Source organism: Falsiroseomonas stagni DSM 19981, assembly GCF_900114315.1.
Lineage (GTDB): Bacteria > Pseudomonadota > Alphaproteobacteria > Acetobacterales > Acetobacteraceae > Falsiroseomonas > Falsiroseomonas stagni.
The window spans coordinates 618,930-637,640 of the sequence record NZ_FOSQ01000002.1; the positions used below are offsets into that span (position 1 = coordinate 618,930).

8 protein-coding genes are annotated in these 18,711 nt (G+C 72.0%); 6 read left to right on the forward strand and 2 right to left on the reverse strand.

Going from position 1 to position 18,711, the window contains the following annotated elements:
* Window positions 1-19 precede the first annotated feature (19 nt).
* Together BM041_RS09560 and BM041_RS09565 are read right to left on the reverse strand one after the other, a co-directional pair.
* Window positions 20-1,642, reverse strand: coding sequence for a radical SAM protein (locus tag BM041_RS09560; protein ID WP_092958724.1), 1,623 nt, complete (start codon window positions 1,640-1,642; stop codon window positions 20-22).
* Window positions 1,635-2,081: a MaoC/PaaZ C-terminal domain-containing protein gene (locus tag BM041_RS09565; RefSeq protein WP_139226011.1), complete on the reverse strand. Its 447-nt coding sequence runs from the start codon at window positions 2,079-2,081 to the stop codon at window positions 1,635-1,637. The genes BM041_RS09560 and BM041_RS09565 overlap by 8 nt, the downstream gene beginning before the upstream one ends.
* A gap of 128 nt (window positions 2,082-2,209) precedes the next feature.
* Here BM041_RS09565 and BM041_RS09570 point away from each other — a divergent pair, with 128 nt between their 5' ends.
* From BM041_RS09570 to BM041_RS09595, 6 genes are read left to right on the forward strand one after another with little or no spacing between them, the layout of a single operon-like run.
* The gene (locus tag BM041_RS09570) at window positions 2,210-4,075 is read left to right on the forward strand and encodes an HAD-IIIC family phosphatase (RefSeq protein ID WP_175533840.1); all 1,866 of its coding nucleotides are present in this window, start codon (window positions 2,210-2,212) and stop codon (window positions 4,073-4,075) included.
* On the forward strand, window positions 4,068-4,313 hold the full coding sequence (locus BM041_RS09575) for an acyl carrier protein (RefSeq protein ID WP_092958730.1): 246 nt from the start codon (window positions 4,068-4,070) through the stop codon (window positions 4,311-4,313). The genes BM041_RS09570 and BM041_RS09575 overlap by 8 nt, the downstream gene beginning before the upstream one ends.
* The gene (locus tag BM041_RS09580) at window positions 4,310-5,458 is read left to right on the forward strand and encodes a hypothetical protein (protein WP_092958732.1); all 1,149 of its coding nucleotides are present in this window, start codon (window positions 4,310-4,312) and stop codon (window positions 5,456-5,458) included. The genes BM041_RS09575 and BM041_RS09580 overlap by 4 nt, the downstream gene beginning before the upstream one ends.
* Before the next feature lie 19 nt (window positions 5,459-5,477).
* Complete coding sequence (locus tag BM041_RS31785) at window positions 5,478-16,031, forward strand: non-ribosomal peptide synthetase (RefSeq protein WP_175533841.1); 10,554 nt, start codon at window positions 5,478-5,480, stop codon at window positions 16,029-16,031.
* Complete coding sequence (locus tag BM041_RS09590; protein WP_092958736.1) at window positions 16,028-17,479, forward strand: cytochrome P450; 1,452 nt, start codon at window positions 16,028-16,030, stop codon at window positions 17,477-17,479. The genes BM041_RS31785 and BM041_RS09590 overlap by 4 nt, the downstream gene beginning before the upstream one ends.
* A complete protein-coding gene (locus BM041_RS09595; protein ID WP_092958738.1) occupies window positions 17,479-18,705 on the forward strand; it encodes a cytochrome P450 in 1,227 nt (408 codons plus the stop codon). The genes BM041_RS09590 and BM041_RS09595 overlap by 1 nt, the downstream gene beginning before the upstream one ends.
* The last annotated feature ends 6 nt before the right edge of the window (window positions 18,706-18,711 follow it).

The following is an 18,711-nucleotide window of genomic DNA, read 5'->3' on the forward strand; positions in this document are numbered from 1 at the left end:
GTCCCAGGCGGGAGGCAGGTCACTCGGCAGCTTGCGGCAGTTCCGACGCTTCGGGCAGTTGCGCCAGGTTCCCGGCGGCCAGCTGGCGCTTCATCAGCGCGTTGATCTCCGCCTGCCATTGCCGGATCTGCGCGAAATCGTAGCCCTGGTCATACAGGTAGGCCATGTACCAGAGCGACGTATCGGGATCGATATGCGTGCTCTCGATTGCCTGGAACATCTCCAGCTTGATGCGCGATGCCTGCTCATGGCTCATCGTCGCATGGGACCATTTGTTGCCCATGCCGGTCAGGCCGTATTCCGCCCGCTTCTCATGCACCAGCGTGTGGGGCATGTAGTAGAATTCCTTCAGGGAATAGAACCGCACGCCGTTGTCGCGGATGAAGTCGATATTCTCCTGGATCGTGCCGTCATCCTCCCCCGGGAAGCCCAGCACGAAGGCGGCGAGGTAGTCGATGTCGTGCTTGTTGAGCAGCTGGACGCCCTCGGCAAATTGCCGGGACGTCGCGCGCTTGTTCATGTTCCGCAGCACCTTGTCGCTGGCGGATTCGATGCCGAGGTAGACACCCTTGCAGCCGCTGTCCTTCATCATCCGGACGGTCTCGTCATCAACGTACTGGACGCGGAGGAAGGAGAACCATTCGAAGTCGTACTCCGCGAAGATCTTGATCAGCTCGCGGAAGCGGTGCGGCGGGACGTTGAAGGTATCGTCGATGAAGATGACGCGGTCGATGCCGCCGATGCGCATCAGGCTATCCAGATGGGCGCGTACATGCTCCGCCTCCACCGTCTGCCAGGGCCCCGCGGTGGTGGGGTATGAACAGAAGGCACAGGCGAAGGGACAGCCGGAGGCCGTGCGGATCTGGATGGTGCGGTTCAGGAAAGGCAGGTGGTGCTGGTCCCAGGTGGGCGGGCAATCCTTCAGCGACAGCAGCGGCTCGTTCCAGACCTTCGGGCCGAGTTCGAAGCTCCCGCCCTCCATCCGCCCGTCGATGCGCGCCAGGTTCCGCACCGCATCCATCGTCGCCTGGCCGCGCCGCGCCGCCAGCAGGTCGCGCAGGTCGGTCTCTGAATTGAAGGCGTGCAGCACGTAGCGGATGCCGTAGCGCCGCATCCGCTGCGCGAAGGCGGCGGGATCGCCATTGATCGTCTCCGCATTCGCGAAGGCGCCGCCCAGCACGATGTCCATCTCCGGATCGAGCGCGCGCAGCCGCTTCGCCACCCCGCCCACTTCCTTCCAGGAAAGGTAGAAGGTGGAGGAGATGCCGACCAGCGGCGGCCGCCGGCAGTTCCGGTACGCCTCCTCGAACCAGTCCCACTCGCTGTCGAGGTTGTTGATGACCCGCACGCGATAGCCGAACTGGGCGAGGTAGTTGATGAGGTGGACACCCGCCATGGAGGGCAGGTTCCAGATGTTCAGCATCTCCCGCCGCTGCTGCCAGTCGCCCTGCTCGAAGTAGCGGCCATGCACACGGCGATTGATGTAGTCGAGGTGGGATCGGAAGCGCCCCTCATGCAGCACCATCCGGGGATAGACGAGGTGCTTGTAGAGGTCGCTGCGGTCCAGCGGCAGGTTGCCGAAGCCCTCATAGTCCACGACATTGGACTGCGTGACCAGGATGAGGTCGAGCTGGTCATCCATGCGCGCCGGCCTCCGTGGTGAAACCGACGGTCGCCTTGCCGCGCGCGACCACGGCGCCGGCTTCGTCCGTCGCCTCGATCCGCAGCACGAGGGAGCGCACGGCGTCCGACACCTGATCCACCGTTCCGGCGACCGTCACCCGCGTACCCACGATCACCGGCGCAACGAAGGACATGTTGACCCCCAGCAGCAAGGCGTTCCGCCCGGGCAGGACCATCCCGATCAGGCGGGAGACATAGCCCACCAGCAGCGCCCCATGCGCCACACGGCCAGCGAACCCACGGGATGTTGCGAAGCCGGCATCAACATGCAAGGGGCTGCGGTCCCCGGTCAGCGCCGCAAAGCCGTCCACGGCGTCCAAATCCATGAGACACGTGATCTCCGCCCGATGCCCGGGGACGACGTCCTCGAACTGCAGAGCCGACGCTTCGGAGGCCACGCGATTCCAGTCCCCAGCTTGATTTCCTTGTGCCACGTTACGATCCCGCCGATCAAGCGCGACGCTTTGCAATGGAGTCCGGCGCAGATATCCTGTACCGGAACATCGTGGAGGAAGGTCGGGTCAGGATGCCCTTGGATACGATGGACCGCACCCGGGTGAAGGACGGCATCGCCCGTGCCCGCGCGGCCGTCGCCGAGGGCGATGTCCCGGCCGCCCTGGCCATCCTGCGCGCGACCATCGGGGCGGAGACGGATTTCCTCGACCAGCTTCGCGCAGCCCGGCTGACCAGCGGAATCGATGGCGCCGCCCACGGCCTCAGGCCGCTGCGCCTGGCCATCGCCGGCGCCACGACGCTCGATCACCTGATCCCGCCGCTGCAACTCTGGCTGACCCTGGCCGGCTTCGCGCCCGCCATCCACCTGGCCCCCTTCGACACCGCCACTGCCTCCATTCTCGATCCCGGCAGCGAACTCCACGCCTTCCGCCCCGATCTGGTCTGGCTCTTCACCACCCATCGCGACCACGACCTGGCTCTTGCCCCCGGCGCCACGCCGGATGCCGTCCGCGCCGCCGTCTCCCGCGCCGTCGCCGCCCGCGTCGCGCTGTGGGATGCGTTGCGGGCCCGGGGCTGCCTCGTGATGGAGAACAACGCGCCGGTGCCGGCGGATGACGCTGCCGGCAACCTGTCGGGCGCGGCCTCCTGGGGCGGTCGCACGGCGCTCCGCCTCCTCAATGCCGAACTCGCCTTCGCGGCACCATCCGGCGTCGTGCTGTTCGACCTGGATCATGTCGCCGCACGGCATGGCCGCCGCGCCTGGCACGATCCGCGCTACTGGTTCCACTCCAAGCATGCGGTGGCGCCGGATGCGACCGGCGTGCTCGCCCATGCCGCGGCCCGCCTCATCGCCGGCGCGCGGGGCCTCGCCCGCAAATGCCTGGTGCTCGACCTCGACAACACGCTCTGGGGCGGCGTCATCGGTGATGACGGGCTGGCCGGCATCGCGCTCGGCAGCGGCGCGGCCGGTGAGGCCTTCGTGGCCTTCCAGGCGCATGTGAAGGCGCTGAAGGACCGCGGCATCATCCTCGCCGCCTGCTCCAAGAACGAACCCGAGACTGCTGCCCTGCCCTTCCGCGACCATCCCGACACGGTGCTGCGGCTGGAGGATTTCGCCGTCTTCCGCGCGGGCTGGGGCAACAAGGCGGATGCGGTGCGCGATATCGCCACCACGCTCGACATCGGGCTCGATGCGCTGGTCTTCATCGACGACAACCCGATGGAGCGCGACATCGTCCGCCAGCACCTGCCCGATGTCGCGGTGCCGGAGATGCCGGAGGACCCCGCCCACTACATCGCCGCCCTCGAAGCCGGCGCCTGGTTCGAGGCCACGGGCTTCAATGCGGAGGATGCCGCCCGCACGCGCCTCTATGCGGAGAATGCGCAACGCGCGGAACACCGCGCCAGCTTCGTCGACATGCAAGGCTACCTCGCCAGCCTGGAGATGGTCGCCACCACCGGCGGCGCCGATGCCTTCCACCTCCCCCGCATCGCGCAGCTCATCGGCAAGAGCAACCAGTTCCACCTGACCGGCACGCGGCCGACGGAGGCCGAGATCGCCGCCCTGGCGCGCGATCCCGCCTGGACGGTGCTGCATATCCGCCTGCGCGACCGCTTCGGCGACAACGGCCTGATCGCCGCCCTGCTCCTCCACCAGCAGGGCCCGGACCTGCTCGTCCATACCTGGGCGATGAGCTGCCGAGTCCTGGCGCGCGGCATGGAGGAATTCACCGCCAACCTCATCCTCCGCGATGCAAGGCGCCGCGGCTGCACGCGCATCCTCGGCCGCTTCGTGCCCTCGGCGAAGAACCAGCTCGTCGCCGGCCTCTATTCCCGGCTCGGCTTCACCCTGGCCGGGGAGGAACAGGGCGCAAGCCTGTTCGCCGCCCCGGCGGATCGCGACCCCTGGCCCACCATGGTGCACCACGATGCCTGACCGCGCGGCGATCCTCGAACGCCTGACCACCGTCTTCCGCGAGGTGTTCGAGGATGATGCCCTCACCATCGAGGACGCCACCACGGCGGACGACATCGATGAGTGGGACAGCCTCCAGCACATCGTGCTGGTGCTGGCGGTGGAGCGGGAGTTCAAGGTCCGCCTGAACCCCGCCGAGGTCGGCAAGCTCGAGAATGTCGGCGCCATGGCCGATTTGCTGGCTGCCCGCGCCGCATGATGCGCCTGCTGAGCCCGAACGAGACGAAGTTCTGGCTGCTGGACCAGGTGGCGCCGACCAACAGCATCGTCGTCCTGCAACGCCGATCGGCGGGCTTTCCCACCCAGGCGCCGCCGGGCTTCGACATCCCCGTCGCCCGCATCGGCCGCCGCGGCCGCCCGCGCTGGTCGGCGGCCACCACGCCGGGCGTCATCCGCCGCGTGACGCTCACCGCCGAAGCCGATTGGGTCGGGATCGCGGAACAGCTTCTCGACGCCCGCATCGGCACCGATGACAACCCGCCCTGGGAGGCTGTGGTCGCCGATCATCCCGGCGGCCAGACGCTGCTGCTCGCCGTCAGTCATGCGCTGACGGATTACCGCACCGCGCTCGCCCTCGGCCGCGCCTTCGCGGAGGGCACGCCCGTCGGCGACCTCGCCCCGGCCTGCGAGGAATTGCTGCCCGACCGCGTCTTCGGGGATGAGGATGCCGGCGCGTTGATCGAGGGCTGGTGGTCGGACCGTGCCGGCGCGCGGTGGGAGGCACTCGGCCCCTCGCGCCTCACCGCCATCCTGCCGCCGGCATCCCGCACGCGCCTCACGCTGCATCGCTACGACGAAGCGGAGACGGCCCGCATCCTCGATCGCTGCGAGGCAGAGGGCGCCAGCCTCAGCAGCGCGCTTGCCATCGCGCTGCGCGATGCGGCGGGCACGGATGCCTGCGCCTTCTCCGTCGATCTCAGCCGCTTCATTCGTCCGGCCCTGCCCGCCGGCCCGGGCATGGCCATCAGCCATGTCCATGCCGACCTCGCACCGGGCGATTTCTGGGAAGCCGCGCGCGACAACCGCGCCGTGGTCTTCGAACGGATCGAGGCCGGTGAGGCCGGCGACAGCCTCCTCATCCTGCCCCGCCTGCTGCAACGCCCCGGCACGCCGCCCGCCTGGCGCCGCTCCGGCCTCACCATCACCGGCGCCCCCACCTGGCGCGCGGCCGGGGAGGACGGCTACGACCTCCAGCTCGTGCTCAGCGCCGCGCGCGCGGGCGGCGGCGTGGTGATCCCGACGCTATGGCGGGGGCAGTTGCAGCTGCTCGGCTGTTCGCCGGAAGACGATGTCGCCATGCCCCTCGCGCCCCTCGCGGCGGCGCTCCTGCGCGCCTGCGACTGACCGGAACGGAGCGCGCCCGATGCTCGACCGCCCCGCCATGACCCCGATGCAGCAGGCCGTCGTCGCGCTGCAACGGCTGCGCGCCCGCAACGCCGAACTGGAACGCGCGAACAGCGCACCCATCGCCATCATCGGCATGGGCTGCCGCTATCCTGCGGGGTCGGACAGCCCGGACGCGATGTGGCAGGCGTTGCTGGAAGGCCGCGACGGCAGCCGGGAGGTGCCGCGGGATCGCTGGGACATCGACGCGCTCTATGATCCCGAACCCGGCCGCGCCGGGCGCATGTATGTGCGGAAAAGCTGCTTCCTCGACCGCGTCGACGGGTTCGAACCGCTGTTCTTCCGCATCTCGCCGCGGGAGGCGATCGGCATCGACCCGCAGCAGCGCCTGCTGCTGGAAGTCACCTGGGAAGCGCTGGAGGATGCGGGCATCGCGCCGCCATCGCTCGTCGGCAGCCGCACCGGCGTCTATGTCGGCATCAGCACCAACGACTATTCCGCGCTGCTGTCGCGCACGGCGCATGGGTCGGGCAGCAATGCCGCGGCGGGCGCGGGCAATGCGGCCTCCGTCGCCTCCGGCCGCATCAGCTACAGCTTCGGTTTCCAGGGCCCCTGCATGGCGGTGGACACCGCCTGCTCCTCCTCCCTCGTCGTCACGCATCTGGCCGTGCAGGCGCTGCGCGCGCGGGAATGCGGGATCGCCATCGTCGCCGGCGTGAATCTCATGCTCACGCCCGACATCACGATCAATTTCTGCCTCGGCCGCATGCTCTCCCCCGATGGCGCCTGCAAGACCTTCGATGCCGGCGCGGATGGCTATGTGCGCGGAGAGGGCTGCGGCGCTCTCGTCCTCAAGCGCCTGTCGGATGCGGTGGCGGATGGCGATCGCGTGCTCGCCGTCATCCGCGGCAGCGCCGTCAACCAGGATGGCCGCAGCGCCGGCCTGACGGCCCCGAACGGGCCCGCGCAGGAAGCGGTCATCCGCGCGGCGCTCGCCAATGCCGGCCTGACGCCCGACGACATCGACGCGATCGAGGCGCATGGCACCGGCACCGCGCTCGGCGATCCGATCGAGATGCATGCGCTGCGCGCCGTCTTCGGCACGCGCGCGGACCGCCCGCTGCATGTCGCCTCGGTGAAGACGAATATCGGCCATTGCGAGGCCGCGGCCGGCACGGCGGGCCTCATCAAGGCGGCGCTGATGCTGCAGCACCAGGTCATCCCGCCCAGCCTGCATTTCACCCGTCTCAATCCGCATATCGACCTCGCCGGCGCGGATATCCGCGTGCCCACGACGCCCGTCCATGGCGGCGTGCGGCGCGTCGGCGTCAGCAGCTTCGGCTTCTCCGGCACCAATGTGCACATCGTGCTGGAAGCGCCGCCGCCGCCGCCCGTGATCGAGGCAGAGCCCGGGGACGCGCCGGTGCTGTTCCTCTCCGCGCGGACGGAACCGGCGCTGCGGGCCCTCATCGCGCGCTACCGCGACCACCTCGCCACCACCACCGACCGCTTCGGCGACATCTGCCACACCGCGCGGGTCGGCCGCGCCCGGCTGCCCTGGTGGGTCGCGGTCCGCGCGCCGGGCGAACTCGCCACCGCCATCCCTTCCAACGCGCCGCCGCCCAGCCTGCCGCCGACGCAGGGCCGCCGCGTCGCGCTGCCAACCACGCCCTTCCAGCGGGAGCGTTTCTGGATCGACGCGCCGGCGGAAGCCCTGCCCGCCGCGACGCCCGATGATGACGGCGCGCATCCGCTGCTCGGCCGCCCGCTCTCCCTGCCGCTTTCGGCCGAACGCCGCTGGGCCTCCATCATCGACCTGAAGCGCCCCGCCACCGCCTTCCTGGCGGAACACCGCATCGAGGACCAGGCGATCCTGCCCGCCAGCGCCTATGTCGAGATGGCGCTCGCCGCCTTTCCCGGCCAGGCGATCGAGGCGCTGGAGATCACCGCGCCTCTCCGCCTGTCCGAAGCCACGCCCGCGCATCTCCACACCATCGCGGCTGATGGCGTCTTCCGCATCCTGAGCCATCGGCCGGAGGATCCCGCCGCCGCGCCCGTCATCCATGCGACCGGTCGGCTCGTCCCGCGGCCCGCGCCGGCCATGCCGCCGGCGGCGGCGGGCGACACGCCGGTCGATGCCGCCGCGCTCTACGACGCGCTGCGCCAGCGCGGCATCCAGCACGGCCCCGCATTCCGCCTGCTCGGCACCATCCGCCGCGGCCCCGGCATGGCCAGCGCCACGCTGGCGCCCGCCGCGCCGGAGCCGCGCTTCGCGCTGCATCCGGCGATGCTCGACGCCGCCTTCCAGCTCGTCGCGGCGGCCGTCGCGGCGGAGGCGGGGGTCACGCTCATCCCCGGCGGGATCGGCCATGTCGCACTGCATCGCCGCCCCGGCGCCGCGCCCCGCGCCGCGGTCACGGCGCGACCGGACGGCGATGGCATCACCGCCGACCTCGTCCTGCTGGATGATGAGGGCGTGGCGCTGGAGGTCCGTGGCCTGCGCTTCCTGCCGCGTCCCGGCAGCCGGGCCTTCTGGCAGGAAGCCCGCCACCCCGCGCCGCTGCTGGAGGGCCTGGCACCGCCCGCCTTCCTGCCCAGCACCGCCCGCCTCGGCGCGGCGCTGGCGCCGGAGGCCACGCGCCTCGCCGCCCTGCACGACATGGATGCCTATGCCCGCCAGGGCGAGGCGCTGGAATCCGTCGCCACCGCCTATGTCGTGCAGGCGCTGCGCCGGCTCGGCCTGCCCTTCAAGCCCGGCGCGCAGCTGACCTTCGGCGCGCTGTCGGAAGCGCTCGGCATCGCGGAGCGCCACCACCGCCTGTTCCGCCGCCTGCTGTCCATGCTGGCGGAGGACGGCATCCTGAAACGCGATGGCCGGCGCTGGACGGTGCTGCGCGCACCGCCCGAGGCAGCGCCGGCCATCGATGCCCTGCTGGCAGCCGCCCCCGCCATGCAGGGGGAGGTCGCGGTGCTGCGCCGCTGCGGCGATGCGCTCGCAGAGGTGCTGGCGGGCAGGGTCGAGCCGCTCTCCCTGCTGTTTCCGGCGAATGAGGCCGGCGCCGGCGCCTTCTACGAAACCTCCGCCTATGCCCATACCGTCAACGGCCTGCTGCGCGCCGCCGCCGCGCGCCTGGCCGCGGCGACTCCCAAGGGCCGCCGGCTGCGCGTGGTGGAAGTCGGCGCCGGCACGGGCGGCGCCACCGGCGCGCTGCTGGAAGCCCTGCCGGAGGCCGCGCGCCACTACCGCTTCACCGATGTGTCGCAAGCCTTCCTGGCGGCAGCCACGCGGAAATTCGCCGGCGCGAATCTCTCGACCGCGCTGCTCGACATCGAACGCGATCCCGCCGCGCAGGGTTTCGCGCCGGGCTGCGCCGATGTGGTCCTGGCCGCCAATGTCCTGCACGCCACCGCCGATCTCGGCGCGACCATCGCGCATATCCGCGGCCTGCTCGCCCCCGGCGGCGTGCTGCTGCTGGTGGAGAGTACGGCGCGGCGCCGCTGGATCGACATCGTCTTCGGCCTGACGGAGGGCTGGTGGCGCTTCACCGACACGACGCGCCGCCCCGACCATCCGCTGCTCACGCTCGATTACTGGCGCGCGCTGCTCACGGAATCGGGCTTCGAGGTGCCAGGGGATGCGACCGGGGAGGTCATCCTCGCCCGCCGCCCGCTCGAACGCCCCGCCGCGGGGCCGACCTGGCATGTCGCCGGGGAGGCCGGGCGCGCCGCGGCGCTGCTGGCGGGCGCCGGCGCGCGCCTCGCCAGCGCGTCCCAGGCGGAGTCCCTCCTGCACATCCTGCCCCCGGCCGCCGCGACGGCGCCGGGGCAGGAAGCCCTGCTGGCCGACCTCGTCTCGATCGCCCGCGAAGCCATGGCGCGGCCGATCCCGCCGCGCCTCGTCATCGTCGCCGATGGCACGCTCGGCCATGCCGGCCTGCCGGGCTTCGCCCGTTCCCTGGCGCTGGAAGCCCCAGCCCTCGCCCCCCGCCTGCTGGTCGCGCCGCCGAGTGCCGAGGCGCTGGTGGATGAGGTCCTGGCCGGCGACGGGGAGGCCGAGGTGGGCTGGGATGCGGAGGGCCGCCGCACCGTCCCCCGCCTCCGCGCGGCTCCGGCGCCCCGCGCGCCGGATCGTGTCGGCGGCGCCTGGCTTATCACCGGCGGCAGCGGCGGCCTGGCGCGGGAAATCGCGTCCTGGCTCGCCGCCCATGGCGCCACGCGGTTCATCCTGCTCAGCCGGCGCCCGGCGACGCCGCCCGCCTTGCCGATCCCCGTGCAGCACATCGCCGCCGATGCGGCCGATGCCGCGGTGATCGCGCGGCTGGTGGCCGGGACTCCGGACCTCCAGGGCATCGTCCATGCGGCCGGGCTGCTGGCGGATGCGCCGATCGCGGCGCAGGACGAAGCCACCATCGCCCCCGTGCTGCGCGCCAAGATCGCCGGCGCGCTGGCGCTGGATGCCGCCATCCGCGCCCTGCCGGACAGCGCGAGGCCGCGCCACCTGGTGTTCTGCGCCTCCGCCGCCGGCGTCATCGGCTCCGCCCGCCAGGCCAACCACGCCTTCGCCAGCGCCTTCCTCGACGGGCTGGCCAGCCTGCGGCGGGCGGAGGGGCTGCCCGTGCTCAGCCTCGACTGGGGCGTCTGGCGCGGCACCGGCTCCGCCGCGGCGCTCGGCTTCGACCGCCAGGCGGAAGGGCTCGGCCTCGGCTCCATCGCGCCGGAGGAAGGGCAGCGCCTGTTCGGCGCGGCGCTGGGTGCCGATGCCGCGCGGCTGATCCTGCTGCCCTCGGTCGATTGGCGCCGCTTCGCCGCGCTGTTCGGCGCGACGCCCCCCGGCCTGTTCCGGGACGTCGCCACGGCCCCGGCGCCGCGCGCCCCGACGCCAGCGGCAGCGAAGCCCAAGCCGCAACCCGCCGCGGCGCCCGCGATGCCGCGTGCCGATGTCGCGCGCATCGTGGCGGAGGTGCTGGGCCTCTCCGGCGCCGTCAGCCTCGACACGCCGCTGCACGATCTCGGCCTCGACAGCCTCATGGCCGTGGAGATCCGCAACCGCCTCGCCGCCGAGGCCGGCCTCGACATCTCCGTCCGCGCCCTGATCGAGGGCGCGACCATCGCCTCCCTCAGCCCCGCCGGCATCGCGCCGCCTGCCCCCGCCCCGGCGCGTGGCGACGTCACGCGCATCGTGGCGGAGGTCCTGGGCCTGTCCGGCGCGGTCAGCCTCGATACGCCGCTGCATGACCTCGGCCTCGACAGCCTGATGGCCGTGGAGATCAGGAACCGCCTCGCGGCCGAGGCGGGCATCGAAATCTCCGTCCGCGCCCTGATCGAAGGCGCCACCATCGCCTCCCTGCTGCCGGCCGCCGCGGCGCCGGCGGTGCCCGCGCGGGGCAATGTCGCGCGCATCGTCGCGGAAGTGCTGGGCCTCGCTACCCTGCCCGATGCCGGGACGCCGCTGCACGACCTCGGCCTCGACAGCCTGATGGCCGTGGAGATCAGGAACCGCTTCGCCGCCGAAGCCGGCATCGATGTCGCGGTCCGCACGTTGATCGAGGGCGCGTCCATCGCCAGCCTGCTCGGCACCGCGCCAGCCCCGGCCGCAACGCCGCCCACGGCGACGTCCAGCCAGCTCCAGCCCGATCTCGCGAACCGCCACGACCCCTTCCCGCTGACGGACATGCAGCAGGCCTATTGGCTGGGCCGCCGCGGGGACCTCGCGCTCGGCGCCACCGCCTGCACGCTCTACACCGAATTCGACAGCACGGTGATCGACCTGGCGCGCGCGGAGGCCGCGCTGAACACGCTGATCCGCCGCCATGACATGCTGCGCGCGATCATCCTGCCGGACGGCACGCAGCGCATCCTGCCGGCGGTGCCGCACTACGCCATCGACATCCTGGACATCGAGGGCGATCCGGCCCCGACCCTCGCCACCCGCCGAGAGACGCTCGCCGCCCGCGTGGCGGATACCGACCAGTGGCCGCTCTTCGACATCCGCGCCACGCGCTTCGGCGCCACCACGCGCCTGCATCTTTCCTTCGACCTCATCGCCCTCGATGCCGCCTCGATCCACGCGCTGCGCCAGGAATGGGGCCTGCTGTACGAGAATCCGGACGCCACCCTGTCGCCCATCGGCATCAGCTTCCGCGACCACGTGCTGGCGGAGATCGCCTTCCGCGACAGCGCCGCCTATCGCCGCGACCTGGCCTACTGGAACGCGCGCCGCCTGCCGCCAGGCCCGGACCTGCCGCTGCTGGGCGACATGGCCGATGGCACGCGCCGCCCCTTCCGCCGCCACCGCGCCATCCTGCCCCGCGACCAGGCGGAGGCCCTGCGGCGGGAGGCCCGCGCGCATGGGCTGACCCTGCCCACGCTCCTCGCAGCGGCTTACGCGGAAACGCTGGCGGCCTGGGCGCGGCAGGACCGCTTCTGCCTGACCGTTACCGCCTTCAACCGCCCGCCGCGCCATCCCGACATGCCGCGCGTGCTGGGCGACTTCACCTCCACCATCCTGCTGGAGGTCGATGCCCGCCCCGCCGGCTTCGCCGCCCGCGCGGAGGCCCTGGCCCGCCGCCTGGCGGAGGACATGGACCACGCCACCGTCAGCGGGATCGAGGTGCTGCGCCAGGCAGCCCGCCAATCCGGGGAGGCCGCGGCCTACAGCCCCTATGTCTTCACCAGCGCGCTCGGCTTCCGCCGCGCCGGCGATGCGCCGGCCACCGACGCCACCGGCTTCGACCGCCTGGGACAGACCGTCTTCAACGTCTCCTCCACCCCCCAGGTCGTCATCGACCACCAAGTGTCGGAGGAGGACGGCCAGCTTCTCTGTTCCTGGGACGTGGTCGAATCGCTGTTCCCGCCCGGCACGGTCCCCGCCATGGTCGCCGCCTGGCGCGGGCTGCTGGATGAACTCGCCACCGGCCGAGGCTGGAACCGCAGCGTCGCCGCCATGCTGCCCGCGCAGTCGCGCGCGCCGCTGCTGCCCGCCGCCGCGCCCGAACTCCTCCATGCCGGGTTCGAGCGCCAGGCCGCGGCCAACCCGGGCGCCACCGCCCTCCTCACGCCGGACATTGCGCTGGACTACGCGACGCTGGATGCCGCCGCCGCGCATCTCGCGGCCGTGCTGGTGCAGCGGCTGCAGGGCGACACGCGCGACCGCCTGGTCGCCATCGGCTACCCCAAGGGCTGGCGCCAGATCGTCGCCGTGCTGGCCACGCTGAAGGCCGGCGCCGCCTACCTCCCCGTCGATCCCGCCTTGCCCGCCGACCGCCGCGCCCTGCTGGTGCAGCGTGGGGAGGCCTTGCTGGTGGAGGATGACGCGCTGGCCGATGCCGCGCTCGTCGCCGCCCGTGCTGGCGCCGCGCGCCCCGCCGTGCCGCCGGTCGAGGATCCGACCCGCCTCGCCTATGTCATCTACACCTCCGGCTCCACCGGGGAGCCCAAGGGCGTGATGATCGAACACGCCGCCGCCATCGCCACGGTGGCGGAGGTGAACCGGCGCTGGGCGATCGGGCCCGGGGATCGCGCGCTCGGCCTGTCGCAGCTGGGCTTCGACCTCTCGGTCTGGGACATCTTCGGCATCCTCGCCGCCGGCGGCGCGCTGGTGCTGCCGGCGCCGGAGGCCAGCCGCGATCCCTCCCACTGGGGCGATCTCTGCGCCCGCCATGCCGTCACCGTGTGGAACAGCGTCCCCGCGCTGGTCGCGATGCAGGTGGAATACGGGCTGCCGCCGGACCACCGACTGCGCCTCGTGATGATGTCCGGCGACTGGGTGCCGCTCGACCTGATCCCCAAGCTCCGCGCCCAGGCCCCCGCCGCGCGGCTGGTGGCGCTGGGTGGCGCGACGGAAGCCGCCATCTGGTCCAATGCGCATGAGGTCGCGGCCCTCGATCCCGACTGGCCCAGCATCCCCTACGGCCTGCCCCTCGCCGGCCAGATGCTCCATGTCGTGAACGCGCGCGGGGAACCCTGCCCGGACTGGACGATAGGCGAGATCGAGATCGCCGGCGCCGGCCTGGCCCGCGGCTATTGGCGCGACCCCGCGCTGACCGCCGCGCGCTTCATCCGCAACCCGCTGACCGGCGAACGACGCTACCGCACCGGGGACCTCGGCCGCTTCCGCCGGCATGGCGACGCCACCGGCCCCACCCCCATCGAATTCCTCGGCCGCGAGGATTTCCAGGTGAAGGTGCAGGGCTACCGGATCGAGCTGGGCGAGATCGAGGCCGCGCTCGCCAGCCACCCCGCCGTGGCCCAGGCGGTCGTCACCGCCCCCGCCCTGGGCGGCGGCCGGGATCGCGTGCTGCACGGCTTCTACGTGCCGAAGCCGGACGGCGCGCCGGACGAGCTCGGCGCCGCGCTGCGCGCCCATCTGCGCCAGCGCCTGCCCGCCTACATGGTCCCCGCCAGCCTCACGCCGATCGACCATGTGCCGCTGTCCTCCAACGGCAAGGTGGACCGCAAGGCACTGGTGCCGGCGCTGCGGGACGGCGCCGCCGGACAGGGTCCGGGCCTGGCGCGGGATGTCGCGGCGGAAGTCGCCGCCGTGCTCGGCGTGGCGGTGCCGGAGCCGGACCGGTCGCTGTTCGAACTCGGCGCCACCTCGCTCTCGCTCGTCTCCATCCAGCGCCGCCTGGCGGAACGCTATGGCCGCGCCATCCCGTTGCAGGCCATCTTCGCCCGCCCCACCGTCAACGCCCTGGCCGAGGAACTGCAATCCGGCCGCGCCGCCACCAGCACCCTCGTCACCTTCGGCGCCACGGCGGATGACCGTCGCCCGCGCCTGGTGCTGATGCCGGGCATCCTGTCGCTGCCCTTCTACCTGCGGGACCTCGCCGCCGCGGTCAGCCGCTTCGCCATCGTCTCCCTCCAACTGCCCGGCATGGCGGAAGGGGAGACGCCGCTCGACAGCGTGGAGGCGCAGGCCGACCACGTGGTCGCCCGGCTGCGGCAGGAACAGCGGCACGGCCCCTACCTGCTCGCCGGCCATTCCTTCGGCGGCCTCATCGCCATCGAGGTCGCGCGCCGCCTTCGCGCGATGGGGGAGGACGTGCCCCTGCTGCTGCTGGGCGACACGCTGCGCACCACCGCGCGCTTCGATGCGGTGCAATCCGACGAGATCGCCTACACCGCCATGACCCGCGCGCTGGAAGCGCTCTATGGCGCGACAGTTCCGATGGAGGGGATGGATGCGGAAACCCGCTTCCGCCGCACCGCCGCGGCGATGCAGGAAGCCGGTCGCTTCGGCCCGCTGACCCTGCCGCTGGACCGCATGGTGGCGATGTTCAAGGCGAATTTCCGCGCCCTCGGCGCCTATCGCCCCGCACCGATCGAGGGCGATGTCGCCCTGATCCGCAGCGAGGAAGGGTTCCCCCCCGAACTCGCCGGCCTCGACAGCGCCGCCGCGGCGCAGGACCCCTTCCTCGGCTGGGGCGATGTCGTGCAGGGGCGCCTCCTGCTCCGCCGCCTGCCGGGCGACCACCTGGCCATGCTGTCAGCGGAGAACCTGCCGCTGATGGCCGCGCTGATGACCGAACTGGCGGAAGCCGCCATCGCCATCGACCCCGCCCTGCTGAAGGCCGGCACGGAGGCCGCGCGGCGCCACGGCCAACCCGTCACGGATGCGGAATTCGCCGTCACCGCCGATACCTTCCGCGACCAGGCCGCCGCCGCCGCCGCCGCCGCCATCCGCCACATCACCGGCGGCGCGCCTCCCATGGATGCCGCGACGCTCATCACGCGCCACGGGATCATCCCGCGCTACCGCTTCTGGCTGGACCGGATGCTGCCGGAGGTCGCGCGCATCGGCGCCGATGCCGTGCCGCCCTCCACCCACGCCATCATCGGCGTGGACCGCCTGGGCTTCGAACCCGCGGCGCGGGATTTCTTGGACCGCGTCATCGCCGGCCTGCCCGGCCTGCTGACGGGCAGCGAACACGCGGCCTCCATCTACCTCGCCGACGAAACGCCCGATGTCTACGGCAAGCTCTTCGCCGAGCCCAACGCCGCCATCGCCGCCATCCTGGCCCGCCTGGCCGCGCAACGCCCCATCGAGGTGCTGGAACTCGGCGGCGGCCTCGGCACGACGCTGGCGGCGATCGAGCCGCATCTGCCGCCGGGCCGCATCCGCTACCGCTTCACCGACCTCAACGCCCATCTGCTGCGCCGCGCCGCGCGGCGCTTCGCGGGAAGGGACTGGCTGGAATTCGGCACGCTGGACATGGACCAGCCACCGGCGGATGCGCGGCGCTACGACGTCGTCCTCGCCTCCTCCGCCCTCCATGCCGCGCCCGACATCGCCCGCGCGCTGCGCCATGCCCGCGCCTGGCTGAAGCCGGACGGCTTGCTGCTGCTGCTGGAGGAGACGCGCTTCTTCCCCTGGTTCGACCTCGGCATGGGTCTCCAGGCCGGCTTCGATGACCGCACCGACCTGGCCCTGCGCCCGCTCCACCCGCTGCTGTCGCGCGACCAGTGGCGCGATGCGCTGGCGGAGGCCGGGTTCCGCGCCAGCGACGTCATCGCGGCGGAGGGCAGCGTCGCCGCCCGCCTCGGCTTCGACGTCATCCTGGCTGCTCCATGACCGGCTGCCCCGTGCATTTCGACCTGCTGGACCCTGCCATCCAGGCGGACCCGCACGCCGCCTATGCGGCGCTCCGCCAGCATTCGCCGGTGCATCGCCTCGACCGCCCGCCGATGTGGCTGGTGACACGGCATGCGGATGTGGAGGCGGTGCTGCGCGATGCCGCGACCTACGCCTCCGACCTCGGCATGGACGTGCCGATCATGTCCATGGTGATGAAGGACGCGCCGGACCACACGCGGCTGCGCGGCACGGTCAACAGGGCCTTCACGCCGCGCGCCATCCAGCATTTGGCCCCCCGCATCACCGCCATCGCGGAGCAACTGGCGGCAGCGCTGCCCGACCGCGCGGAGATGGTGGAAGGCTTCGCCAACCCGCTCTCCGTCACCGTGATCTGCGAGATGCTGGGCGTGCCGCTCGACCAGCGGGATGCCCAAAGGGATGCGATGAACCGCTATGCCCGCGACGCCCTGCTGGCCGGCTTCGCCGCCACCGGCATGGGGCCGCCCGAATTGCTGGCGGAAGCGCGCATCGGCCTCGACGCGCTGATGCGCATCCTCGACACGGCCATCGAGGATCACCTGGCAAACCCGCGCGACGACATCCTCGGTACCCTGGTGCAGGAGGAAAGCCGGGGCACGCTGACGCGCGTGGAACTGCGCAACCTCTGCGCCCTGCTGCTGATCGGCGGGCATGAGACGACGGCCAACCTGATCGCCAGCGGCCTGCACTGGCTGGCGCAGGACGCCGCGCTCCTCACCCGCCTGCGCGCCCAGCCCGACCTCATCCCCCGCTTCGTCGAGGAGTTGGCCCGGCTGCGCCCGCCCCTGCAGCGCATCGCGCGCCGCACGACCCGGGCCGTGACGCTGGGCGGCACGCCGCTGCCGGAAGGCGCCATGCTCATGCTCTTCCCCGGTGCCGCGAACCGCGACGAGGCCCGCTGGCCCGATGCCGATACGCTTGACCTCGCGCGCGACAATCGCGGCCATCTCGGCTTCGGCACGGGCATCCACACCTGCCCCGGCGGTCCGCTCGCGCGGCTGGAGGCCCGGATCGCCTTCGAGGCGCTGCTGGCGCGCCTCGATGGCATCGCACTCGACCCCGCCCGCCCTGCGCGGCCCATCGTCGGCTACGCCGCGGGCAATCTCGGCTGGAACACACTCCCGCTGCTGTTGAGGAAACGCATGAGGCCCGTCATGGTGGAGGATGTCTTCGCGACGCTGCGCGCGCTGGTGGCGGAGACGCTGGAGATCGAGGAAGCCGACATCGATCGCACGACCAACGCCAAGACCACGCCGGAATGGGATTCGCTCGGCCATATGCGCATCCTGGCGGCGGTGGAGAAGCGCTTCGGCGTGAAGCTCCCGCGCCTCGCCGCCTATCGCGTCAAGGATGTGGGCGAGCTGGCGGCGCTGATCGAAACGACGCAGTCGCAGGCGGGCGCCTGATGTCCGGCCTGCGGCGGACGGTCTTCCGCCCGCTCGATCCCGATTTCGTCGAGGATCCCTACCCCACCTATGACCGCCTGCGGCGGGAACACCCGATCGGCTGGGCCACCACGCCCGCCCAGGGCTATGCCGGCTTCTGGTTCGTCAGCCGCTATGCCGACGTCAATGCCGGCCTCAAGGATGACCGCTTCGGGCGGGAGGTCGCGAAGGTCCTGCCGCCGGAAGCCTTCGTGCCGATCCTGGAAGCGCATCGCCCGCTCTACGCCATGATCGCGCAATGGATGCTGTTCAAGGATCCGCCCGACCATGCGCGGCTCCGCCGCATCGCCGCCCCCGTCTTCGCGCTGCGCCAGGTCAACGCCATGCGCCCGCGGATCGAGGCGCTGATCGAGGCCGCCTTCGCGCAGGTGCCGGAATACGGCCCCTTCGACATCATCTCCGACTTCTCCTCCCCGCTCTCGATCGACATCGTCTCCGACCTCATGGGCGTGCCGGAGGAAGACCATCCGCTGGTGCGCGGCTGGGTGCGGGAGATCACGCTCTCCCTCGACCTGGTGCGCACCCCCGAACGCATCGCCGCCGGCAGCCGCCGCGCGGCCGAACTCGTCGCCTATTTCGGCGCGCTGGTGTGCGCGCGCCGCGCGAAGCCGAAGGATGATTTCCTCGGCCTGCTCATCGCCGCGCATGACGCCGGCAGCTTCCTGACGGAGGAGGAGTTGCTCGCCTCCTGCGTCCTCTTCCTCTTCGCGGGGCATGAGGCGTCGTCGCTCCTCATCGGCAACGGGCTGCATGCGCTGGCGCAGAATCCGGCCGAATATGCGCGGCTCCGCGCCGGCGAGACGCAGGGCCGGCTCGTGGTCAGCGAATTGCTGCGCTACGACAGCCCGCAGCAGATCGCCTTCCGCCATGCGCTGGAGGATGTCGATTTCCTCGGCGTGTCCATCCGCCGCGGCCAGACGGTGGGCTTCGGCCTCGGCTCCGCGAACCGGGACCCCGATATCTTTGCCGATCCCGATCGCCTGGACCTGTCGCGCCAGGAAACCCGCCACCTCGCCTTCGGCGCCGGCATCCATACCTGCGCGGGATCGAGCCTGGCGAATATCGAGGCGGAGATGGTCTTCGCCGTGATCGCCAGGCGCTTCCCGCGCATCGAGATCATCGCGGCGCAGCGGCAGGAAAGCATCCTGGTGCGCGGCCTGACGCGCCTCGTCATCGATTGCGGCTGAGCGCCC

Coding starts and splice junctions, on each gene's coding strand:
- BM041_RS09570 (WP_175533840.1), top strand. CDS start 2,210: ATGCCCTTGGATACGATGGACCGCACCCGGGTGAAGGACGGCATCGCC.
- BM041_RS09575 (WP_092958730.1), top strand. CDS start 4,068: ATGCCTGACCGCGCGGCGATCCTCGAACGCCTGACCACCGTCTTCCGC.
- BM041_RS09580 (WP_092958732.1), top strand. CDS start 4,310: ATGATGCGCCTGCTGAGCCCGAACGAGACGAAGTTCTGGCTGCTGGAC.
- BM041_RS09560 (WP_092958724.1), bottom strand. CDS start 1,642: ATGGATGACCAGCTCGACCTCATCCTGGTCACGCAGTCCAATGTCGTG.
- BM041_RS09590 (WP_092958736.1), top strand. CDS start 16,028: ATGACCGGCTGCCCCGTGCATTTCGACCTGCTGGACCCTGCCATCCAG.
- BM041_RS31785 (WP_175533841.1), top strand. CDS start 5,478: ATGCTCGACCGCCCCGCCATGACCCCGATGCAGCAGGCCGTCGTCGCG.
- BM041_RS09595 (WP_092958738.1), top strand. CDS start 17,479: ATGTCCGGCCTGCGGCGGACGGTCTTCCGCCCGCTCGATCCCGATTTC.